Below are 20,788 nucleotides of genomic sequence, written 5' to 3'. Positions count from 1 at the left end.
CCACCGTTACCGATCGCGCACGGTATGCGCCTGCGTTCAGCCGAAATGATAGAAGGCGAGTTTGTTGCCATCGGGATCGCGCACGTAGGCGCCATAGAATTGGTCGGGGATACGCTGGCCCGGCTCACCATCACACTGCGCACCGAGCTCGATGGCCTTGTGGTAGATCGTATCGACCGCCGCCTTGGAACCGGGTGGAATGGCGACCATCGTGCCGTTGCCCGGATGTTGCGGCTGTTCGTCGTAGGGGATGCACACGGCCAGCATGGGCTCGCTCACCTTCTGGCCGATGAAGCAGATACGCCCCATATCCAGTAGCACGCGCGCGTTTAGATCCGCGAGCAGGTCCGTATAGAACGCTTTGGCACGGGTCATGTCGCGTACGCCGAGGGTCACATAGCCAATCATTCGTCACTCCTTGAAAGACTGTATCGAGCCTACACCAGTCGCGCGGCGAACGGATGCAGGGGCTTTTCATTTGCCTTGTGCGCAAAGCGCCGTAACCTACGCGCTTGGCCCGGGCGCGGCGCATCGACGCTGGTTCGTATACGCCGCCCACGACAAGGACGAAACGTTGGCTCCGATCATATCGATTCGCAACCTGGAAAAGCGCTACGAGTCGGGCTTTCACGCACTCAAGGGCATCGACCTGGATATTCCCGACGGCGATATCTTCGCCCTGCTCGGGCCCAACGGTGCCGGCAAGACGACGCTGATCAATGTCATCTGTGGCATCGTCAATCCCAGCAGCGGTACGGTCGAGGCCGGCGGCCACGACATCATCCGCGACTATCGCGCCGCACGCTCGCTGATCGGGCTGGTTCCCCAGGAACTCACCACCGATGCCTTCGAAACCGTCTGGGCGACCGTGAGTTTTTCCCGCGGGCTGTTCGGCAAGCCCAAAAACCCCGCGCATATCGAAAAGGTACTCAAGGACCTGTCGCTCTGGGACAAGCGCAACGACATGCTCATGACGCTCTCAGGCGGCATGAAGCGCCGGGTGATGATCGCCAAGGCGCTGTCGCACGAACCGCGAATTCTGTTTCTCGACGAACCCACGGCCGGGGTGGACGTGGAACTGCGACGCAGCATGTGGGACGTCGTGCGGTCGCTGCGCGCGCATGGCGTGACCATCATCCTGACCACCCATTATCTCGAAGAAGCCGAACAGATGGCCGATCGCATCGGCGTCATCAACGCTGGCGAAATCGTGCTCGTCGAACAGACCCACGAGTTGATGACCAAGCTCGGCGAAAAACGGCTGACCTTGCAACTCGAGACACCGATCACGCAGATCCCGCACGCCCTGAATGCGCATCGGCTGGAGCGTAGCGACGACGGCCATGCACTGGTCTATACCTACAACGCCAACGACAAGCGCACCGGCATCAACGCGCTGTTTCGCGATCTGGACCACGCAGGCCTGCGCCTGCGCGATGTCGACACCAAGCAAAGTTCGCTGGAAGAAATCTTCGTGGATCTGGTGAAAGCTCCGACGCCCCCGGACACAAGGAACGACGCATGAACCTCCACGCCATCGCCTCGATCTACAAGTTCGAAATGGCGCGCACCTGGCGCACGCTGTTTCAGAGCGTGGTCTCGCCGGTGATCTCGACGTCGCTGTATTTCGTCGTGTTCGGTTCCGCCATCGGCTCGCGCATCAACGAAATCCAGGGCGTGAGCTACGGCGCGTTCATCGTGCCGGGGCTGATCATGCTCTCGCTGATGACACAAAGCATTTCCAATGCCTCGTTCGCGATCTATTTCCCCAAGTTCATCGGCACCGTCTACGAGCTGCTTTCGGCACCCGTGTCTTATGTGGAAATCGTGATCAGCTATGTCGGGGCGGCGGCCACCAAGTCGGCCGCACTGGGGCTGATCATTCTGGGCACGTCGTTCTTCTTCGTGGACATCAGCATCGCGCACCCCTTCATGATGCTGCTGTTTCTGGCCCTGACCGCGATCACGTTCAGCCTGTTCGGCTTCATCATCGGCATCTGGGCCGACAATTTCGAAAAACTCCAGATCGTGCCGCTGCTAATCGTCACGCCGCTGACGTTTCTGGGCGGCACGTTCTATTCCATCGACATGCTGCCGGCGATCTGGCAGAAGATCACCCTGCTCAATCCCGTGGTCTATCTCGTTTCGGGGTTTCGCTGGAGCTTCTACGATGTGGCCGACGTCAACATCTTCGTCAGTCTGGGCATGATCGGGATGTTTCTGGCCGCCTGTCTCGTGCTCGTCGCCTGGATATTCAAAACCGGCTATCGCCTGAAATCGTAGAAACGCCGCGCGCGGCGCGGCCTCGCGTCAGCCCGCATCGGCGACCTGATACTGGATCTCGATGTTCTTGCGCCCCCATTCGAGCGCACGCTTGCGTTTCTTGAACAGGATGTCGATCTTGTTGCGCCAGCGGCGGTGCATCTTGTCCTGCACGGTATAGGTGCCCGGCAGGCCCTCGACGCGCACCTTGGTACCGTGTGTGAGTCCCAACCGGATGAGGTCGCGCGATACGGCGATCGCCTTGTCGCCCGGCTCGAGCTGATCGCCGAAGGCGGTAAGGCCGATATTGCCCTGCTTGGTTTCTTCCTCGGCGAGGGTGAACGAAGTCGCCGTCACTTCGAGCGTCTGCCAGCCGGCGTCGCTATCGGCTTGGCTGCTCGAGCAGCCGAGCACCCCGATCGCGAGCGCGATCCCCACGAGCGCGAAGCGGCGCGGGTATGGCCGATGATCGTCTGGCACGGTCGCCTCCTTGCCGGTCACTCATATTCGAAGAACATGTCGAAGCAAAATTAATACCATGTTCTCATCAAGATAGCCGAATCTGTTGAGATGTTACCTGCAATCGCTTGCAATCAGAACGGCGCTATCTCTCGGTCTGCACGGTATTTTTGCGGGTTGCCAACGGCGTGTCGCGGCCACCCGCGTGGAGGCTGATTCGTGGCTGGTCGCGCACTCTCGGATCGCGACGCCGAGCTTTCCTGATCGGCGCTCAGGGCAGCAAACGCCAACCGTTGTCGCCCTCGTTGACCCGCACCGTGGTTGTTTGAACCCGACGCGCGTCGGCCGTGACGATGTCGTAGCGCACATCCAGCGCATAGTCGTCGTGCTCGAGCGCACGAGACTCGAGAATTTCGACATTTTCGACATGAATGTCCGCGGGATCGGGCGCGCCCATGGCGCGCATGAGATCCACGCCCGATTCGCCGCCGAGCGCGCGCATCGTCGATTCGGCACTATCGAGTTGTTGCCTTAGCTGGTTCTCGAGCAAGGGCGCCACATCGTCTGCGTCGGGCGCGCCGGAACAGCCGGCAAGCACAAGCACGACGCAGATCACCGCCACGAGAATGCCGGGCTTCGAAACGAACGCGGCGCCCGAACCTTTCATTTGCTTCATCTGACCAATCCATCGGTTATTCATGAGATTAGAACGCCACGGCTGAATGTCTACCAGCCGGCTATGCTCCCCAAGGCCGGCCCAAGCGATTAAGCTTGCCCAGGGGGAACCTACGGGGCAATACGGCAGTCGCCGCCAGCGGCTACCTGCGGCCATCCGACCGACTTCGGAACGAATCAATGTTGGGTCGAAAGAAACTCTATTCGGCGATCGCGCTGGCGGGCGTACTTGTGCTCGGTTTTATTGCCACCAGTGTGATCAGCTATTTCCTGGCCGAGGATTCGGTCAGCGGCCATATTGCCGATGAGACACTGCCGCTAACCAGCGACAACATCTACTCGGAAATCGAGCAGGATCTGTTGCGTTCGGTGCTCATTTCATCGCTGATGGCGCACGATACATTGCTGCGCGACTGGACTATCGACGGCGAGGACGAGCCCGAGAAGATCGTCCGCTATCTCAAGGAGATCCAGCAGAAATACGACACCACCACGGCGTTCTATGTCTCCGAAAAGACACGCAACTACTACCACGCCGACGGTGTGCTCAAACAGGTATCCCGCGACGACCCGCAGGACGCCTGGTATTTTCGTGCACGCAAGCTCAATGCGCCCTACGAAATCAATGTCGACACCGACACGGCGGATCTGAGTCGCCTGACCATTTTCGTCAATTATCGCGTGACCAACTATCGGGACCGCCTGATCGGCGTGACCGGTATCGGGCTATCGGTCGACTCCGTGGCCCGACTCATTGCCAATTACCAGACCCGCTACGACCGCGAAATCTACCTGACCGACCGCCAGGGGCGCGTCACCCTGCGCGGGCCCCATTTCGTAGGCCCGGACACCCTGCGTGACCGACCCGGCATGCAGCATATCGCCACCACGATCCTGGCCAACCCGAGCGCATCGGTGAGCTATGAAAACGACGACGGCCGGCGTGTTTATGTCAACAGTCGCCTGATTCCGGAGTTCAACTGGTATCTGATCGTGCAGCAGGCCCAGTCCTCGACCGAGGCCCGGGTGCTGGGTGCACTGCTCATCAACATTGCCGTCGCCCTGGCCATTGCCGCACTCGTGGTCGCGCTGGGCTGGTATGCGGTACGCAACTACCAGCAGGGGCTGGAGCAGATGGCCGGCACCGACACGCTCACCGGCTGCACGACCCGGCGCCTGTTCGAGGCCATCTTCAATCAGGTGCGTAATCATGCAATACGCAACAATGCGCCGTTGTCGCTGCTGGCGATCGATATCGATCATTTCAAGCAGATCAACGACCAGTACGGGCATGCCGCGGGCGATCTCGTGCTCTACACGCTGACCGATATCTTCCGCTCGCATCTGCGCGACAATGACACCCTGTGTCGCTGGGGCGGCGACGAGTTCCTGATACTGCTCAGCGACTGCACCCTGCCCAACGCCATCCGCGTGGCCGATGCCATTCGTGCTGCCGTGGCCAGTCACCCGATTCGCGCCAGCGAACAGATCATCGACTGCACCATTAGCGTGGGTGCGGCCGAATACCAGCCCACCGAGGAACTGCGGTCGCTGGTTGCACGGGCCGATCTGGCCATGTACAGCGCCAAGCGCGACGGCCGTGATCAGGTCGCCAAAGCCTGATTATCAACCCGGCATAAAAACGAAAAAACGGTCCGCGAATGCACGCCAATAAACGCGAATACAAGGCGGTGCTTGACTAGGTGAACAGTCGAGCATGCGGCGTAAACAGCAAACCACCTGGCCTTTAAGGAATCTGTCTTTCGCCGTATTCGCGTGTCTTCGCGTTCATTTGCGGACAACCGGTTTGCTTGAGCACAGCCAACTGCGTTTCGTCCACAATCAAGCCCGCGTTCATTTTTCGCGTGCGTTGAAAACAGCTGATCAAGCCGGCTGTTGGACGCGGGGTTAATCGCGCGCATACCAGTCGCGCAGCCTGACTTCGGTGGCGACATCAGCTTCGGCCAGCCGGTCGCGAAATATGGCGGTGTCCTGACCGCGATAGTGATAGGGATAGACCACCGCTGGCGCAAAATCGGCCACGGCATCGGCAGCCTGTTCGACATCCATCGTATAGGGCAGATTCATACACACGAAGGCGACATCGATATCCTCGAGCGCACGCATTTCGTCGATGCCCTCGGTATCGCCGGAAATATAGATGCGTTTGTCGGCCAGTGTGAGCACATAGCCGTTGCCCCATCCCTTCGGATGATAGGCGTCCTCGCTGGGCGGCAGGTTGTACATGGGCATGGCATGAATACCCACGCCGGCATCCGTGTGCACCGTCTCGCCGTTGTCCATGATCGTCTGTGCATAGCCGTAGTCGTCGCCGATTTCATCGGCCACCGACTGCGGCATGACCACCAGCGCGCGGCGCAGATCCAGCCCGCCGAGCGTGGCCCGATCCAGGTGGTCGCCGTGCGCATGGGTGAGCAACACGATATCCGCCGTGCCCAGCCCCGCATAGGCGCCCGCGCCCTGGGTCGGATCGACATAGATCGTCTGGCCGTTCCATTCGAGCACGAAGCTCGCGTGTTGAATCGGATAGAGCGTAACGGGGCCCTGGGCGGTTTGCGTCGCCGTCTCGCCCTGCGGCGCGGCCGTTGCGCTATTGGCCGCGAAAACCAGTAATCCGATCGAAAGCATGGATGTGAAAAATTTCATCAGCGATTTCTCCCTGCAGATGCGCAGGCCCCCAGCGTAGCGCCAAACCGAGCCGTCTCAGCAACTTTTCATGCCAGCGGCAATCACGGCGCCATGACCGATGGCTGCGCGTGGGTGCCCGCCTTCGCTAGAATGGCCCAAGCCACGAACGCTCGTATCGAGACACCCGATGTCGAAATCCCTGCAGGAACAATTGCTGCAAGCCGGTCTTGCCAAACCCAAGCAGGCCAAGAAGGCTCGCCGTGACAAGACCCGCCAGGCCCAGGCCGCGCGCCGCGATCCGAAAAAAGCACAGGAACAGGATCAGGTGGCACGCGAAGTCGCCGCCAAAGAGGCCGGCAAACGCGACTACGACCGGCGCCTGAACGAACAGCGCAAGGCCCAGCGCGAAGCCCAGGAACGCCAGCAGAAAGCGGTGCAGATCATCGAGCGCAATCGCGTGGCCGCCGAAGGCGACAACGAGCAAGCCGTGGCCTACAACTACAACGTCAACGGCAAGATCAAGCGGCTGATGGTCAGCGACAGCCAGCGCAAGGCCCTGGCGGCGGGACGTATGGCCATCGTGCGTTATCAGGGCAAGACGTCGCTGGTGAGCGCCGAGGTCGCCAAACGCCTTGAGCCGCTCATCCCCAATCGGATCTGGCTGGCGACGCCGGCCGACGACACGCCGGACCCGGATGATCCCTATGCCGACTACCAGGTGCCCGACGATCTGATGTGGTAGCCGTGCGTTACGGCATGGGCGACGGCGGCGATGCCTGATATCGCCGCGCTGCGCCAGATCGGCTGGCCCTATGCAACGACGCGAGCAGCCGACGGGCCGTGGGCCGCGCTGCAGAGCGAATATTCGCTGGCCCGCCCGGCCCGCGTGGTCGAACAGCATCGCAGCGGCTACCTCGTGGCCGAAGATATCGAGCGCAGCTACCCGGTGGAATCGCTGCCGGACTGGCAGCGCCCGCGCCTACACGCCGAACAACGCCCCGCCGTGGGCGACTGGCTGCTGGTAACCGGCGGCGAGGAAAGTCTGGCCCGGGCGCTCGCCCTGCTGCCACGGCGTAGCGCGATCAAACGCAGCAGCGCCGGCAAGCACTACGGCCAACAGATCATCGCCGCGAATATCGATATCGTATTCATCGTCTCCAGTCTGGATGGCGACTTCAATATCCGCCGTATCGAACGCTATTTGTTACTGGTGGGCGGCGGCGCACAGCCGGTGGTGGTACTCACCAAGGCCGATATTGCCGAAGATCACGACCCGGGCGTCATCGCGCGCGCGACCAACGCCCTCGCCGCCCTGGGCGTTGCGGTGTGTACGCTCAACGCACGCGACCCCGCGAGCGTGGACGTGCTCAAGCGCTGGCTCGCGCCGGGCATTACCGCGGTGCTGGTCGGCAGTTCCGGGGTCGGCAAGTCCACGCTCACCAATACCCTAACCGGCGAACAGGTCATGAAAACCGGCGCGGTACGCACGAGCGATGCGCGTGGACGCCATACCACCACCCACCGGTGCCTGATCGCGCTTGCCGGCGATGCCTGCCTGATCGACACCCCCGGCATGCGGGAACTCAAGCCCACCGGCGAGGAAGACCTGCGCGAAGACGGCTTTGCCGATATCGAGGCGCTCGCCCTGGAATGCCGGTTTCGCGATTGCCGGCATATCGGCGAACCGGGTTGCGCGATCCGGGCCGCGATCGAGACAGGCGAACTCGATGCTGCCCGCTTCGAAAACTATCGCAAGCTGGGTAGCGAAATCGGCCAGGCCGCGGCGCAACTCGCCAGCCGGAATACACGAAACAGCGGCCCCAAGAAACCATCGCGCACGGCCAAGCGGCGCAAGCGCCCACGCTGAGCCACGCTACGGTAACGCGCGTTATCCGGCGCCTGGTACGCCGTTTACACAGTAGGCGTGTCGGCAGGGTCTTTGGCCAGCCTTGTCCGCCAATGGCTTTGTGCTTATCGGCTTCGGCGAGGAAAACGCGCTTGCCTTACAGGCCGGCCGACCGTTTATAGTGCAACCAGTATTCGGGGCACACGACACGAGCACCAGAAAACCGCCTCGTTGTCGTACTAGGGGATCATCGAGATGTTGAATCGTCATACAGCGTCGGCGCGCGTATTGGTCGCGCTCGTCATCGGTTTGTTGCTACTGGCCGGCTGTGCCACGGAATCGCATCGGAGCGTGCAGCCGGAAACGGTCGCCAGCTACGGCACGGCCTATAACGGGCCGCGCTATGTGCTCGTGGTCGGCAATTTTCAGAATCGCTCGACCTACCGTCAGGGCCTGTTCAGCGATGGCACCGATCGTCTCGGCAGCCAGGCCAAGACCATTCTCAAGACGCATCTGCAACAGACCAACCGCTTTGCCGTGGTCGATCGCGACAACATGAGGCAGATCGCCGAAGAAGCCCGCATTCGTGGCCAGCAGCAAACACTCAAGGGCGCCCAGGTCGCAATTGCCGGCGATGTCACCGAGTTCGGCCGGCGTACCACCGGCGACATGCAACTGTTCGGCATTCTCGGCGCCGGCAAGACCCAACTCGCCTATGCCAAGGTCGCACTCAACGTGGTCGATGTCTCGACTTCGGAAATCATCTATTCGGTTCAGGGCGCGGGCGAATACGAACTCAGCAATCGTCAGGTCGCCGGCTTTGGCGGCACGGCCGGCTACGACGCCACGCTCAACGGCAAGGTGCTCAATCTCGCCATCACCGAGGCCGTGAACAAGCTCACCCAGGCCATGGAAAATGGCGCCTGGTCGCCGGTGCGTGGCTCATGAGCGGCGCACGACCATACCGTGGTTACACCAGCGCAGCGGCCGCCGTGCTGGCCACGCTGGTGCTGTCCGGCTGCGTGACCCAGCCCGAGCCGCTCTATCGCTGGGGCGAATACGAACAGCTGATCTATACGATGTATACCCAGCCGGGCGCGGCTGAACCCGGCCTGCAGGTACAGAAACTACAGGCGGATATCCAACGCAGCGAAGCCGAGGGCAAGCGCGTGCCGCCGGGCGTCCATGCCCAGCTGGGCTACATGCAGTACATGCAGGGCAACGAGGCCGCCGCCGTCGACCAGTTCGCGATCGAACGCCGCCTCTATCCCGAGTCCAGCGCATTCATGACGACGTTCATCGAACGCATCGAGACCGGGAGCTGACATGATTCGACGCTATCTCCCTTTTTGTACGGCGCTCGCGGGCGCGCTGCTGGCAACCGGCTGTGCGACCTCACCCGGCTACGACTACAGCGCCTATCGTGCCGATCCGCCGCGTTCGATTCTGGTGTTGCCACCGGTCAACAATTCCGTTGACGTGGAGGCGCCCTATGTCTACCTGTCGACCGTGACCCGCCCGTTGGCAGAAGCCGGCTATTACGTCTATCCGGTGGCCGTGGTGGATGCCTTCATGAAGGAAAACGGGATCTCGGAGCCGGCCGAGATGCAGTCGGTACCGCTGGACAAGATCGACCGGATCATCGGCCCGGATGCCGTGCTCTATACCACCATCGAAGATTGGGGCCAGAAGTATCACGTGCTCTCGTCGGATACGACCGTCGATGTATCGGCACGGCTGATCGATGCCGATACCGGCACCCTGCTCTGGGATGGCTCGGCGCGGGCGGTCGAAGGCTCGAACAACAATCAGGGCGGTCTGCTGGGTGCGGTGATCGTCGCCCTGGTCGAACAGATCGTGGATACCAGCGCCGGGCGTACGCGCGAAGTCGCACGAATGGCGAATTTCAATATGGTGGGCGATCGTAGCGAGGGGCTGCCGCTGGGGCCTTACAACCCCGACCACGTCACCGACCCGCGTCGCCAGTAAACCCGGGTCGGCGCGCGCGTCTGGCGCAACGACGAGCGACGCGATAAATTCAGTTCAGGCCCGAACCCGTGTGAATCGTATGCGCTCGAAAATCACCACTGCCCTGTCGATTGCCATACTCGCCAGTGTGGCTGCTAGCAGCTTCGCGCAGTCAACGTCGTCCGTCGAATCCGCCCGTGCCGACGGGACCGGCGATATCCGTATCGCCGACAAGTTCCACCAGCTCGATCGTAATGACGACGGGTTACTCAGCCGCGAAGAAGCGCAGGCGGATTACGAAATCGGCAATCTCTACGATTCCTTCGATACCTCGGCCACGATCGAAAACGCAGACAAGAACAGTTCCGCCGACGGCATTACCCGCGAACAGTTCGAGGCCGGCATGCAGGCGCTGGCCAAGGGCGGCACCATCGGCCCCGCCGCTTCCGGCGGCGAGACGATTCTGGTCTTTCCCGACGGCACTATGGAACGGGTCAAGGGCACGGGTATTCAACCCAAAAAGCCCGGCCAATAGCGAGTCGGCGATACGAATCCGCCGGTTTCATGCCGGCGGATTCGTTTTCCTCTGCCTATGCGGGCTCAATAACCGCTGGCGCGGGCGAAACGCTCGGTACAGAAATTGGCATCGCCAAGCAGCTCGCTGGCAGCACGCGCGCGTTTCATGAAGAAACCGATATCGAACTCGTCGGTCATGCCCATGCCGCCGTGCATCTGCACACCTTCGGCACTGGCCAGACGCGCGGTTTCGGCCGCACGGGCCTTGGCCGCGAGAACCTGCTTGCCGGCATCCGGGGCCTGTGTATCGAACGCTGCGAGCGCCTGAAACGCCATCGCTTCGCTGATCTCGATTTCCACCGACAGATGTGCAGCCCGGTGCTGGAGCGCCTGAAACGCACCGATCGGCTGGCCGAACTGTTTGCGTTCGCGCAGATACGACAAGGTGCGTTCGAACACCGCCCGGGCCAGGCCGACCAGTTCCATGGCCAGCATGGCACGACCGGCATCGAGCACGGTATCCAGTACCGTCTCGTCGCCATCGAGCAACTGACCGCTTGCGCCGTCCAGGCGAACATCCGCCATGCTGCGGGTATCCAGCGACACCACCGGCTCGATATCCACGCCGGCATCCGCGGCCTCGATGGCGAACAGGCGCGGCTTATCGTCCAGCATGGCGCTGGCGATGAGCACATCGGCATTCGCGGCATCGAGCACGAGCGTCTTGTAGCCGGTAATCGTATAGCCATCGTCCGAGGCCGTAGCCTGGGTGGATACGCGCTCGGGCCGATGCTTGGCATGCTCGTCGACCGCCAGCGCCATGATGCATTCACCGGAGGCGATCCCGCCAAGCCAGCGGCTTTTCTGTGCTTCGTTGCCGGCACGGCTGATCGCCAGCGCGCCCAGCACGGCCGTCGACAGAAACGGCGTGAGCGCGAGCCGGCGGCCGACTTCCCGTGCGACCAGCCCCGCGCTGACCAGGCCGAAATCCATGCCTCCGTGGTCCTCGGGCACGAGAATACCGGTCAGCCCGGACTCCACCATCGCCTGCCAGAGCTCGCGATCGTAATCACTACCGTGGCTGCCCGCACGAATGGCGCGCAACGTATCCACACTCGCCTTGTCGGCAAAAAGACGCTCGGCCAGATCCGCGAGCATCTGTTGTTCTTCGTTCAGAATCATGGGACTGCCTCGCTAACCTTTGGGGAGTTCGAGCACGGCCGAGGAGATGATGCCCAGCATGATCTCCGAGGTGCCGCCTTCAATGGAGTTGCCTTTCGAACGCAACCACTCGCGTGCATAACGCCCGCCTTGGGTGCGCTGGCTGTCCCATTCCAGGCCCTGGCCGCCCATGGCGTCCATCATCAGGTTGTAGCGACGCTTGTTCAGCTCGGTGCCGTAATACTTGAGCATCGCCGAACGCGCGCCCACGCCTTCGCCGGCTTCTGCCTTGGCGCGGGTGTGTTCCACCAGGGCACGAAATGCCATGGCATCGATCTCCAGGCGCGCGATATCCGCACGCAGCATCGGATCGTCGAGCCGGCCCTGTTCATCCGCGCCCACGGCTTCGAGCGCCATCTTGGCCAGATCGCGGCCCTTGAGCAGGCCCGGCGGTTCGCCGCCGATATTGTCACGCTCGTGGGTAAGCAGATACTTGGCGATCGTCCAGCCCTGGTTGAGCTCGCCCACGAGATTGGCACGCGGTACGCGCACATCGTCGAAAAAGGTTTCGCAGAACGGCGACTCGCCGGAAATCAGCTGAATCGGCCGGGTCGATACGCCCGGGGTCTGCATATCCAGCAGGATGAAGGAAATACCGGCCTGCTTCTTGGCGTTCGGATCGGTACGCACCAGACAGAACATCTTGTCGGCCCGGTCGGCATAGGAGGTCCAGATCTTGCGGCCGTTGACCACGAACGCATCGCCGTCGATTTCCGCCGAGGTCTTCAGGCTGGCCAGATCGGAACCGGCGTTGGGCTCGGAATAGCCCTGGCACCAGCGAATTTCGCCCCGTGCGATCGCCGGCAGGTGCTCGCGTTTTTGTTCTTCGGAACCGAACTTCAGAAGCGCCGGGCCGAGCATCCAGAAGCCGAAATTGCTGACCGGGCTACGCGCGTTGATGCGCTTCATCTCAGCCTTGAAGATTTCGTGTTCGGCCGGGCTCATGCCGCCGCCGCCATATTCGACCGGCCAGGCCGGCGCAGTCCAGCCCTTGGCCACCATACGCTCGAACCAGACCCGCTGGGCGTCGGACGCGAATTCCCACTGGCGCCCACCCCAGACGTGATCCTTGTCGGAGGCCAGCGGCTGGCGCATTTCCTCCGGACAGTTTTCTTCCAGCCAGGACCGAACCTCGGCCCTGAATGCCTCCATATCGCGCATGCGCCACCTGTTTATTCTGGGAACCTGCGATCTGTTCATGGACCGGAGGTTCTTTTGTGAAACGAGATTTCGGGAATGCGAAGTATCTGGCGACAACACCAGTCGGTCAACCGTTCACACGGTAGGCCACGTTACCGTGACCGGGCCGAGTGATCCGCCACATGCGCGCCCCGCTCGCCCGCCGGGCGCGGCGCGTGAACGGTCGTATCCTCTGCAACTTCGTATTCCATCTGGGCATTGAACTCGGCGCCGACAAGCACCGTGACCACGGTTACGTAAATCAGCGTCAGCAGAATCACCACCGCGCTAAGTGAGCCGTACAACGCGGTATACGAGTTCGAATACGCCATGAACCAGGAAAACAGCAGCGAACCCACGGTCCAGAACGTAACCACGACCGCTGCACCCGCGCCGACCCAGCGCCAGCGTGGCGGGCGTCGATCCGGCGCCCAGCGATAGAGTGCCGCCAGACCGAACAACAGAATCAACCCGCCGACCGCCATGCCCGCGGCGCGCACCGCTTCAACCTGCCACAGACTCCAGCCCAGGCGTGAAGCGGCCACGGGCAGGCCGATCGCCAGCACGGCAGTAATCGTCAGACCGATGATCACCGCGATCGCCACCAGCAACGACTTCAGCAGCCGCCACCAGGTACCACGCTTGCTATCCTCGTGGTAGGCCGTATTCAGCGCGAGCAGCAGCGCCGCCACGCCCTGCTGGGCACACCACACCGCGACCACAAGACTGAATACACCCGCAGCCACGAGCTTGGGTAACGAACGGCTGGATACCGAACGCATCTGGTCAACCAGCGACAACACCACATCCGCCGGCACGAAGCCCTGTAGCGCGCGCATGTCCTGGACCATCGCACGCGGGTCGGCGATCAACCCGTAGAGGGCAACAAAGGCCGCCAAGGCCGAAAACACCGCGAACAGGGCAAGAAAGGACACGCCTGCGGCCGTAATGGTCATATCGTGGCGGTTGAATTCACGACTGACCCTTCGCACGATCGCCCACCAGCCGCGCCAACCGATCTGCACCGGCCCACGGGCATTACGGGGCCCGGTCTGCGAACGATGTCGATGTGAATCGGACATAGGCGAATCCGTTATCGGGCGCCCGCTGCCCCAACGAAAGCGAACACCGTAACGCGTATGAATCGTGGCAGCATAACCGCCGCAGGCGTTGTTGAATATCGACCCAGGGTTGCGACAGTGAACGACACGACACAAAGCATTTTCGAACGCGACGGCGACTATTTTCTGCCGACCCGACTCGCCCGCGGCCCCTGGGACGAAAACGCTCTGCATGGCGGCGCGCCGGCTGCCCTGCTGGCGCATGTGGCCGAACAGACCGCGGGCGCCGAATTCACGCTCGCTCGCCTGACGATCGAACTCACCCGCCCGGTGCCGTTGGCAGCACTGCGCGTAAAAGCCGAGGCCAGTCGCGGGCGCAGCGCGCGCCGGATAACCCTGCAAATGGAACACGACGGCGCGCCGGTTGCCCGCGCAATTGCCGTCATGCTGTGCGAACAACCCGTGGCCGTACCGCCACAGCCAGACAAGACGCTGGAACCGGCGCCCGCCGATTGCGACGACGGTTTCGATATAGCCGGCATGCCACGCGGTGCCTTCTTTCATGAGCAGGGCATGGAAATCCGCCTGGCCCGTGGCAGTACCCGTGAAGCCGGGCCGGCAGCGGCCTGGCTACGACTGCGCGTTCCGGCGATCGACGGTATCGCGACCACCGGCGCCATGCGCGCGGCCGCGGCCGCCGATTTCGGCAACGGCCTGAGCTGGGTACTGCCCTTCGACCGCTACCTGTTTACCAACACCGATCTGACGGTCTATCTACACCGCATGCCGGCAGGCGAATGGGTCGGCGTGGACGCGCAAACCATCGCCCAGCCCAGCGGCATCGGTTTGAGCAGCGCCACGCTTTACGACACCAGCGGCGTGATCGGCCACGCACACCAGAATCTGCTGATTCGCAAACGCTAGCAGGTCGCGACGGCGGCGTGGCTCGACGCCCGAGCCCATCGAACGTACGTTCGATTTCCCTTGCCCACGGGCCTGCGAGCTTCTAAGGTGCAGGGCACTTGTTTAGCCAAGAGCGCGTTATTTCATGAGTGCGACCGATCAGAATCGTCAATTTCGTCTTGCCGAACGTCCGCAGGGCCTGCCCAAGCAGAGTGACTGGGACCTGGTCAGCGAGGCCATCGGCGAGCCCGGCAACGACGAGATCCTCGTCGCTGTCGAATATATTTCGCTGGACCCGGCCATGCGCGGCTGGATGAACGCCGGCAAGTCCTATATCAAGCCCGTGGAAATCGGCGAAGTGATGCGCGCCGGCACCGCCGGGACCGTGCTCAAGTCCAACCACGCCGACTTTGCCGAGGGCGACAAGGTGACCGGCAACTTCGGTGTGCAGACCCATGCCGTGGTCGCCGGGCGCGATGCGCGCAAGGTCGACACCCGCCTGGCCGAGCTGCCGGCCTATCTCGGCGTATTGGGCATGCCGGGCATGACCGCCTACTTCGGTTTGCTGGATGTCGGCGGTGTCGCCGAAGGCGAAACCGTGGTGGTGTCGGCGGCTTCCGGCGCGGTCGGCGCGCTGGTCGGCCAGATTGCCAAACTCAAGGGCGCCCGTGTGGTCGGCATCGCTGGCGGCGCTGAGAAATGCCGCTATGTCAGCGAAGACCTCGGCTTCGATGCAGCCATCGACTACAAGAACGAAAACGTCTACAAGGCAATGAAGCAACACTGCCCCGACGGCATTAATGTGTTCTTCGACAACGTCGGTGGCGAGATACTGGACTACGCCCTGGCCAATCTGGCCCTTACGGGACGCATCGTGATCTGTGGTGCGATCTCGCAGTACAACGCCACCGACGGCATGTATGCGCCCAAGAACTACATGTCGCTGCTGGTCAACCGCGCCCGTATGGAAGGCTTCGTGGTGTTCGACTATGCCGATCGCTACGGCGAGGCCGCCAAGGCCCTGGCCGGCTGGCTGTCCGAAGGCAAGATCCAGCATCGCGAGGATATCGTGGAAGGCTTCGAAAACTTCCCGGATACGCTGCTCAAGCTCTTCGAAGGCAGCAACTTCGGCAAACTGGTGCTCAAGGTCTGACCATGCGCCGGCATTCGCCTCGCCGCCATAGCGCGCGAGGCGAACGCCCAGGCGTCGAGCGCGTCGTTCTGCGCCTGTCGGAAACAGCGCCTCGGGGCCGTGGCTCGTACACGAGCGCGCCAAGCTCTATAGTCCGTGCTATCGACTACGCGCGACCTTGAGCCCATGAATCGCAGACCCGCCCACCGCGGCGAACGATCGATCCCCGCCAGCCGCGCATGAGAGCGCGCCGGTTGCAGTTTGATCGGCTATGGGCGGGCCTGAAGCCCGGCGGCTACCCGCGCGATGCGCTCGTCGCGGATCTGCTCGCCGCGCTCGTGGTCACCACCCTGCTCATCCCTCAGGCGCTGGCTTATGCGTTGCTCGCCGGCATGCCACCCGAAACCGGGCTGTATGCCAGCATGCTGCCCTTGGTGGCCTATGCCATCTTCGGACGCAGCCGTGCGCTGGCCGTGGGCCCGTTCGCGGTGGTTTCGATCATGACCGCAGCGGCGGCGGCCCAGGTGGCGGCCCATACCGATATCGATAGCACCAGCGCGGCCATTACCCTCGCCCTGCTTTCCGGCGTCATGCTCATAGCCATGGGCACGCTGCGCCTGGGCTTTCTGATCAACTTCCTCAGCCGGCCGGTGATTTACGGGTTTATCGCGGCCTCGGGCGTGTTGATCGCGGCCAGTCAGTTCGGCCGCCTGCTCGGCGTGCCGGCCAGCGGCCAGACCCTGTGGGCAATCGTCGAAGCCCTCTGGCAACATCGCGCGGCGTTCGAACCGCTGACTGTGCTCCTCGCTGGCACTTGTCTGGCCTGGCTCATCGCGACCCGCTGGTATCTGGCCGGCTTGTTGAGCGCGCTCGGCATAGGCGAAACCACCGCAGGCCTGCTCGGCCGTACCGGCCCGATTCTGCTCGTGCTGGCGAGCACCGCCGCGAGTGCGGCATTCGATTTCGACGGCCACGGCATCGCCACCGTGGGCAAGGTGACAGCTGGTCTGCCCGCGCTGGCCCTGCCGTTGCCGCCGATCGCATCGCTGCAGTATCTGTGGTTGCCCGCGCTTTTGATCAGCATCGTGACGTTTGCCGAATCGGTGTCCATGGCCCAGACCCTGGCCGGCCCACGCAACGAGCAGGTCGCGCCCAATCGCGAACTGGCCGGGCTCGGCGCCGCCAATATGGTGTCGGCCCTGTCCGGCGCGTTTCCGGTAAGCGCCAGTCTGTCGCGCTCGGTCGTCAACGACGAAGCCGGAGCCCGCACCCGCGCCGCCGGGGCGCTGACCGCGGTCGGCGTGGCCGCCAGCGCGTTGTTTCTGATGCCGCTGCTGGCCTATCTGCCACTGGTCACCCTCTCGTGCATCATCATCGTGGCCGTGCAGAGCCTGATCGGCACCGGCTCGTTTATCCGCGCCTGGCGTTATAGCCGGCAGGACGGCTTCGCCCAGCTGGCGACCTTTGCAGTCACGCTGATTCTAGGCGTGAGCGGCGGGCTGATGATCGGTGTGGCGTTGTCGCTGGTGATCTATATCTATCGTACGTCGAAACCGCACTATGCCATCGTCGGCCTGATGCCGAATTCGGAACATTTTCGCAATGTTCGTCGTCACGGTGTCCAAACCGCCGACCACGTCACGATTTTGCGTATCGACGAAAGTCTTTATTTCGGCAACGCCCGTTTTTTCGAGCAGGTGGTCGACGAGATCCGCCGCCAGCAACCGGGGCTGACCGATCTGGTGCTGATGTGTCCGGCGGTCAATTTCATCGATTATTCGGCCCTGGAGAGCCTGGAGCTGATCAGCGACAAGCTCGCCCGCCACGGCGTGCGGCTGCACCTGGCGGAGGTCAAGGGCCCGGTCATGGACCGGCTCCAGCACACCGAATTTCTAAAGCGACTCAACGGTAACGTCTTCTTGAGCACCTACGACGCCTGGCGCACGCTGGTGCAAGACACGCCGCCCAGCCGCTGATGGCAACGTAACGGGCTGTCCTCAAGCCGGTAGGTTGTCCGCGAATGAACGCGAAGACACGCGAATAAGGCAAAGACGGATTGCGCTGAAGACAATCCGCAGACGCAGCACGCTGTATTCGCATTTCGGTCCTCGACTGTGTGACGGCTTCGTTCTTCAAGAGCAACCACAGATTTCGCAGATTCCGCAGATGAAAAGAGCGCGGCCGGTGCGCAACATCACAGCGAACGAACGCGGTTTCTTATTCTTCGATCTGTGTAATCTGCGGATAAATGACTTCCGGAACCGTGTACATGCGCGCGTTCGTCGATGAGCTGGGAAACAAGCGCGACCCTTTACGCGTCGATACGCTGTTGCAAGGCCAGGGCCGCCTGCGGGGCACGCACCTTGCCTTCGCGTATGAAATAGGCGAATACATCCTTGGGTTTCGACGTACTCGGACTCGCCTGCGTATCGACACAGGGCAAATCCTGGGGCTGGCGGCCCTCGGCCCAGTTTCGCAAGCGCGTAGCCCACTCATCGAGCGCGGCCGGAGAATAGCCGGTATCGCAGTCATTGTCGCCGCGTTGTAGTCGCGCATAGACAAAATCCGGCGCGGTGGTATCGGCGATCGCCGGGTAGTCGTCGCTATCGGCATAGACGATCGCCACGCCGGCCGCGCGACACAGGTCAATCGCCTCGCTACAGGCGAAGCTGTCATGCCGCAGTTCCACGGCATGGCGCAAACCCATCCCGTCGACCGAATCCGGCAGGGCGTCGAGGAAGGCGCCGAATTCGTCTGCTGCGAATGGCTTGGCCGGCGGCAGCTGCCACAGAATCGGGCCAAGCCGATCGCCCAGCGCTACGATGCCGGAGTTGACGAAACGCGCGATGCCCTCGCCGGCCTCATCGAGGCGCTTGCGGTTGACCACATAGCGCGGCGCCTTGAGCGAAAAGACAAAACCATCCGGTACCGCCTGCGCCCAACGTTCGAAGGTGGCCGGCTTCTGCGTACGGTAATAGGTGCCGTTGATCTCGATAGTCGCGAGCTGGCCCGCGGCATAGGCCAACTCATCCTTCTGAGCCAAATCGGGCGGATAGAAGCTGCCCCGCCACGGTTTGTAGGTCCAGCCACCGATGCCGGTACGAATCGTTGCCTCGTTTGTGTCCGTCATGGCTTGCGCCGTTGCGTTCGCTGACCGGCCATACTCGCATACCGGCCTGACGGTGCGTACGATAACCGGCCGCGCGTACTCGTCTTCGCGGCGCGCCAGACCGCGCACAATCAGCGCGCCTGTCTTTGTGTCCCTGAACCTGTCGAGTTGTGTTCACGTGATCAGCTATCGTCGCCGCGAACGTGTGATTGCCGCCGGCCTGACGGCCTTGTCCGGCTATGTCGATGCCATGGGCTTTATCGCCCTGGGCGGTTACTTCGTCTCTTTCATGAGCGGCAATTCCACGCGCCTGGGTGTCGGGCTTGAAAGTGCCTGGTCGAAAGCGGCGCTGCCGGCGGCCTTGATCGGCCTGTTCGTCGCCGGTGTGATGCTGGGCACGCTCATCGGCCAGCGGGCGCGCCACCGGCGCCCGAGCGCGGTGGTGGCGGTCGTCGCCTTGCTACTGGGCATCGCCGCAATATGCCACGACGTGGGCATGGGCACGCTTGCCATCATGTGCATGGCGCTGGCCATGGGGGCTGAAAACACGGTGTTCGAGCGCAACGGCGAGGTCACCATCGGTTTGACCTATATGACCGGCACGCTGGTCAAACTCGGCCAACGTATTACAGCCGCCCTGCTCGGCCAGGGCGATCGCCTGGCCTGGGCCTGGTATCTCATGCTCTGGCTGGGCCTGGTCATGGGCACGCTGATCGGCGCGCGTGTCTATACCCTCATCGGCCTCGATGGGCTCTGGTTCGCCGCGCTGGCCGCGGCCGCGCTCGGCCTTGCGGCGCATCGCTATATCAATGCCGACGAGGGCGTTGGCGCCTCGGCACAGCGTTAGCACCAAGCCGACATGCTGCCCATGCGCGCTTGAATTGGATAAACCTATGGGTTATTCCTAAGTCCGCGCCGCGCAGCGCCGATACCGCCCACTACATGCCAAGCGTATTGCCATGTCGCATTGCAACCGTGTTTGAATTGCGTGCCGATCCCAATCGCGGGCCCGCATCCCACGCCTGGTCGCCGGGCCAGGATGCCGCAACCGGGCCTGACAAACGTTCGGCCTGGAGCATGCGTGCCTTTGTCCGGCGTGTCGGTGTATGGCGCGCCACGGCGGTGGTCACCTTCGTAACCACCCTGGTGGCGTTCGCGGTCACCGGTATCAGCATGGAACTGGCGGGCTTGCCACACGGGGCAATCGGTTATGTAATCGCGCTGGCCTGCTCGCTGACGATCATGCCGGCGATCATGCCGGCGATGATGCTCACGCTGTTATCGCTGATCAAACGTCTCGATGTTGCCGAACACGAGCTCTATCGTCTGGCGCGCACCGACGAACTGACCGGCCTGCCCAATCGCCGTGTCCTGTTCGAAGTAGCCAACCGCGAATTGAACGCCGATACGCCGGTCGCGCTCTTGTTCATCGATATCGATCACTTCAAGCAGGTCAACGATACCTACGGCCATCGCGTGGGCGACATCATTCTGTGCCGCGTGGCCAAGGCGATTGACCGCGCGCTGCACGCAAACGGCGTGCTGTGTCGATTCGGCGGCGAAGAATTCGCCAGTCTGCTACGCGATACCACGCCCCAGCGCGCGCAGGAGATCGCCGAGGCCCTGCGTCGGCATATCCAGCATATGCCGATCACGATCGGGGGCGATACACTGCATGTCACCCTGAGTATCGGTATCGCGACCGCGTCGGCGCCGCGCGCCAGCCATATCGCCGCGCTGATCGACCAGGCCGACAAGGCGAATAAGCAACACCCTTTCTGTAAATTCGCGATCCTAACGCTGGCGTA

22 protein-coding genes are annotated in these 20,788 nt (G+C 62.5%); 14 read left to right on the top strand and 8 right to left on the bottom strand.

What is annotated here, in order from left to right; all coding sequences use genetic code 11:
- Window positions 1-36: 36 nt before the first annotated feature.
- Window positions 37-408, bottom strand: coding sequence for a VOC family protein (locus T5B8_RS14220; protein ID WP_353179785.1), 372 nt, complete (start codon window positions 406-408; stop codon window positions 37-39).
- Window positions 409-574: 166 nt separating this feature from the next.
- Between T5B8_RS14220 and T5B8_RS14215 the strand changes: the two genes are divergently transcribed.
- Both T5B8_RS14215 and T5B8_RS14210 read left to right on the top strand, forming a co-directional pair.
- Window positions 575-1,525 carry an ABC transporter ATP-binding protein gene (locus T5B8_RS14215; protein WP_353179783.1) on the top strand — a complete coding sequence of 317 codons (951 nt, stop codon included), beginning with the start codon at window positions 575-577 and terminating at the stop codon, window positions 1,523-1,525.
- On the top strand, window positions 1,522-2,283 hold the full coding sequence (locus T5B8_RS14210) for an ABC transporter permease (RefSeq protein ID WP_353179781.1): 762 nt from the start codon (window positions 1,522-1,524) through the stop codon (window positions 2,281-2,283). The genes T5B8_RS14215 and T5B8_RS14210 overlap by 4 nt, the downstream gene beginning before the upstream one ends.
- 27 nt (window positions 2,284-2,310) lie before the next feature.
- Here T5B8_RS14210 and T5B8_RS14205 read toward each other — a convergent pair whose 3' ends face one another.
- Both T5B8_RS14205 and T5B8_RS14200 read right to left on the bottom strand, forming a co-directional pair.
- On the bottom strand, window positions 2,311-2,742 hold the full coding sequence (locus T5B8_RS14205; RefSeq protein ID WP_353179779.1) for a 3D domain-containing protein: 432 nt from the start codon (window positions 2,740-2,742) through the stop codon (window positions 2,311-2,313).
- A gap of 250 nt (window positions 2,743-2,992) precedes the next feature.
- Window positions 2,993-3,397 carry a hypothetical protein gene (locus tag T5B8_RS14200; RefSeq protein WP_353179777.1) on the bottom strand — a complete coding sequence of 135 codons (405 nt, stop codon included), beginning with the start codon at window positions 3,395-3,397 and terminating at the stop codon, window positions 2,993-2,995.
- Between the two features lie 179 nt (window positions 3,398-3,576).
- Here T5B8_RS14200 and T5B8_RS14195 point away from each other — a divergent pair, with 179 nt between their 5' ends.
- Window positions 3,577-5,019, top strand: a complete 1,443-nt coding sequence (locus tag T5B8_RS14195) for a sensor domain-containing diguanylate cyclase (RefSeq protein ID WP_353179775.1) — start codon at window positions 3,577-3,579, stop codon at window positions 5,017-5,019.
- 285 nt (window positions 5,020-5,304) lie between these two features.
- On the opposite strand, the gene T5B8_RS14190 is transcribed toward T5B8_RS14195, so the two are convergent.
- Window positions 5,305-6,063, bottom strand: a complete 759-nt coding sequence (locus tag T5B8_RS14190) for an MBL fold metallo-hydrolase (protein WP_353179773.1) — start codon at window positions 6,061-6,063, stop codon at window positions 5,305-5,307.
- 169 nt (window positions 6,064-6,232) lie between these two features.
- On the opposite strand from T5B8_RS14190, the gene T5B8_RS14185 reads away from it, so the two are divergent.
- The 6 genes from T5B8_RS14185 to T5B8_RS14160 all read left to right on the top strand — a co-directional run bounded on the left by T5B8_RS14185 (window position 6,233) and on the right by T5B8_RS14160 (window position 10,394).
- Window positions 6,233-6,787 carry a DUF2058 family protein gene (locus tag T5B8_RS14185; RefSeq protein WP_353179772.1) on the top strand — a complete coding sequence of 185 codons (555 nt, stop codon included), beginning with the start codon at window positions 6,233-6,235 and terminating at the stop codon, window positions 6,785-6,787.
- A gap of 30 nt (window positions 6,788-6,817) precedes the next feature.
- Complete coding sequence (gene rsgA / locus T5B8_RS14180; protein ID WP_353179770.1) at window positions 6,818-7,912, top strand: ribosome small subunit-dependent GTPase A; 1,095 nt, start codon at window positions 6,818-6,820, stop codon at window positions 7,910-7,912.
- A 234-nt stretch (window positions 7,913-8,146) separates the two neighbouring features.
- The gene (locus tag T5B8_RS14175; RefSeq protein ID WP_353179768.1) at window positions 8,147-8,839 is read left to right on the top strand and encodes a CsgG/HfaB family protein; all 693 of its coding nucleotides are present in this window, start codon (window positions 8,147-8,149) and stop codon (window positions 8,837-8,839) included.
- The gene (locus tag T5B8_RS14170; RefSeq protein ID WP_353179767.1) at window positions 8,836-9,216 is read left to right on the top strand and encodes a DUF4810 domain-containing protein; all 381 of its coding nucleotides are present in this window, start codon (window positions 8,836-8,838) and stop codon (window positions 9,214-9,216) included. Before T5B8_RS14175 ends, T5B8_RS14170 begins: the two co-directional genes overlap by 4 nt.
- A 1-nt stretch (window position 9,217) precedes the next feature.
- Window positions 9,218-9,880, top strand: a complete 663-nt coding sequence (locus T5B8_RS14165) for a DUF799 domain-containing protein (RefSeq protein ID WP_353179765.1) — start codon at window positions 9,218-9,220, stop codon at window positions 9,878-9,880.
- Between the two features lie 79 nt (window positions 9,881-9,959).
- Window positions 9,960-10,394: a hypothetical protein gene (locus T5B8_RS14160; protein ID WP_353179764.1), complete on the top strand. Its 435-nt coding sequence runs from the start codon at window positions 9,960-9,962 to the stop codon at window positions 10,392-10,394.
- Between the two features lie 65 nt (window positions 10,395-10,459).
- Here T5B8_RS14160 and T5B8_RS14155 read toward each other — a convergent pair whose 3' ends face one another.
- The 3 genes from T5B8_RS14155 to T5B8_RS14145 all read right to left on the bottom strand — a co-directional run bounded on the left by T5B8_RS14155 (window position 10,460) and on the right by T5B8_RS14145 (window position 13,857).
- Window positions 10,460-11,557, bottom strand: a complete 1,098-nt coding sequence (locus T5B8_RS14155; RefSeq protein ID WP_353179762.1) for an acyl-CoA dehydrogenase family protein — start codon at window positions 11,555-11,557, stop codon at window positions 10,460-10,462.
- A 12-nt stretch (window positions 11,558-11,569) separates the two neighbouring features.
- On the bottom strand, window positions 11,570-12,757 hold the full coding sequence (locus tag T5B8_RS14150; protein WP_353179760.1) for an acyl-CoA dehydrogenase family protein: 1,188 nt from the start codon (window positions 12,755-12,757) through the stop codon (window positions 11,570-11,572).
- 131 nt (window positions 12,758-12,888) lie between these two features.
- Window positions 12,889-13,857 (bottom strand): YihY/virulence factor BrkB family protein, encoded by a 969-nt coding sequence (locus T5B8_RS14145; protein ID WP_353179758.1) that lies wholly within the window; start codon window positions 13,855-13,857, stop codon window positions 12,889-12,891.
- Between the two features lie 117 nt (window positions 13,858-13,974).
- On the opposite strand from T5B8_RS14145, the gene T5B8_RS14140 reads away from it, so the two are divergent.
- From T5B8_RS14140 to T5B8_RS14130, 3 genes are all read left to right on the top strand, one after another.
- Window positions 13,975-14,760 carry a thioesterase family protein gene (locus T5B8_RS14140; protein ID WP_353179756.1) on the top strand — a complete coding sequence of 262 codons (786 nt, stop codon included), beginning with the start codon at window positions 13,975-13,977 and terminating at the stop codon, window positions 14,758-14,760.
- Window positions 14,761-14,884: 124 nt separating this feature from the next.
- Window positions 14,885-15,892, top strand: a complete 1,008-nt coding sequence (locus T5B8_RS14135; RefSeq protein ID WP_353179754.1) for an NADP-dependent oxidoreductase — start codon at window positions 14,885-14,887, stop codon at window positions 15,890-15,892.
- A 233-nt stretch (window positions 15,893-16,125) separates the two neighbouring features.
- Entirely contained in the window at window positions 16,126-17,847 is a 1,722-nt protein-coding gene (locus tag T5B8_RS14130) for a SulP family inorganic anion transporter (protein WP_353179753.1), read from the top strand.
- Window positions 17,848-18,182: 335 nt separating this feature from the next.
- Here the strand turns inward: T5B8_RS14130 and T5B8_RS14125 are convergent, their stop codons facing one another.
- The gene (locus T5B8_RS14125; protein ID WP_353179751.1) at window positions 18,183-19,001 is read right to left on the bottom strand and encodes a DUF72 domain-containing protein; all 819 of its coding nucleotides are present in this window, start codon (window positions 18,999-19,001) and stop codon (window positions 18,183-18,185) included.
- A gap of 157 nt (window positions 19,002-19,158) precedes the next feature.
- Here T5B8_RS14125 and T5B8_RS14120 point away from each other — a divergent pair, with 157 nt between their 5' ends.
- Both T5B8_RS14120 and T5B8_RS14115 read left to right on the top strand, forming a co-directional pair.
- Window positions 19,159-19,827 (top strand): YoaK family protein, encoded by a 669-nt coding sequence (locus tag T5B8_RS14120; RefSeq protein WP_353179749.1) that lies wholly within the window; start codon window positions 19,159-19,161, stop codon window positions 19,825-19,827.
- A 230-nt stretch (window positions 19,828-20,057) separates the two neighbouring features.
- A partial coding sequence (locus T5B8_RS14115) for a GGDEF domain-containing protein (protein ID WP_353179747.1) occupies window positions 20,058-20,788 on the top strand: 731 nt, incomplete at its 3' end.

This window comes from Salinisphaera sp. T5B8, from assembly GCF_040361255.1.
Taxonomy (GTDB): Bacteria; Pseudomonadota; Gammaproteobacteria; order Nevskiales; family Salinisphaeraceae; genus Salinisphaera.
The sequence above is the reverse complement of the archived record's forward strand: the minus strand, read 5'-3'. Positions and strand labels throughout refer to the sequence as shown.

What these genes read in the sequence shown, in the direction of transcription:
- T5B8_RS14195 (WP_353179775.1), top strand. Translation starts at nt 3,577, where the DNA reads ATGTTGGGTCGAAAGAAACTCTATTCGGCGATCGCGCTGGCGGGCGTA.
- T5B8_RS14190 (WP_353179773.1), bottom strand. Translation starts at nt 6,063, where the DNA reads ATGAAATTTTTCACATCCATGCTTTCGATCGGATTACTGGTTTTCGCG.
- T5B8_RS14210 (WP_353179781.1), top strand. Translation starts at nt 1,522, where the DNA reads ATGAACCTCCACGCCATCGCCTCGATCTACAAGTTCGAAATGGCGCGC.
- T5B8_RS14165 (WP_353179765.1), top strand. Translation starts at nt 9,218, where the DNA reads ATGATTCGACGCTATCTCCCTTTTTGTACGGCGCTCGCGGGCGCGCTG.
- T5B8_RS14135 (WP_353179754.1), top strand. Translation starts at nt 14,885, where the DNA reads ATGAGTGCGACCGATCAGAATCGTCAATTTCGTCTTGCCGAACGTCCG.
- T5B8_RS14145 (WP_353179758.1), bottom strand. Translation starts at nt 13,857, where the DNA reads ATGTCCGATTCACATCGACATCGTTCGCAGACCGGGCCCCGTAATGCC.
- T5B8_RS14220 (WP_353179785.1), bottom strand. Translation starts at nt 408, where the DNA reads ATGATTGGCTATGTGACCCTCGGCGTACGCGACATGACCCGTGCCAAA.
- T5B8_RS14185 (WP_353179772.1), top strand. Translation starts at nt 6,233, where the DNA reads ATGTCGAAATCCCTGCAGGAACAATTGCTGCAAGCCGGTCTTGCCAAA.
- T5B8_RS14150 (WP_353179760.1), bottom strand. Translation starts at nt 12,757, where the DNA reads ATGCGCGATATGGAGGCATTCAGGGCCGAGGTTCGGTCCTGGCTGGAA.
- rsgA (WP_353179770.1), top strand. Translation starts at nt 6,818, where the DNA reads ATGCCTGATATCGCCGCGCTGCGCCAGATCGGCTGGCCCTATGCAACG.
- T5B8_RS14175 (WP_353179768.1), top strand. Translation starts at nt 8,147, where the DNA reads ATGTTGAATCGTCATACAGCGTCGGCGCGCGTATTGGTCGCGCTCGTC.
- T5B8_RS14200 (WP_353179777.1), bottom strand. Translation starts at nt 3,397, where the DNA reads ATGAAGCAAATGAAAGGTTCGGGCGCCGCGTTCGTTTCGAAGCCCGGC.
- T5B8_RS14155 (WP_353179762.1), bottom strand. Translation starts at nt 11,557, where the DNA reads ATGATTCTGAACGAAGAACAACAGATGCTCGCGGATCTGGCCGAGCGT.
- T5B8_RS14160 (WP_353179764.1), top strand. Translation starts at nt 9,960, where the DNA reads ATGCGCTCGAAAATCACCACTGCCCTGTCGATTGCCATACTCGCCAGT.
- T5B8_RS14170 (WP_353179767.1), top strand. Translation starts at nt 8,836, where the DNA reads ATGAGCGGCGCACGACCATACCGTGGTTACACCAGCGCAGCGGCCGCC.
- T5B8_RS14125 (WP_353179751.1), bottom strand. Translation starts at nt 19,001, where the DNA reads ATGACGGACACAAACGAGGCAACGATTCGTACCGGCATCGGTGGCTGG.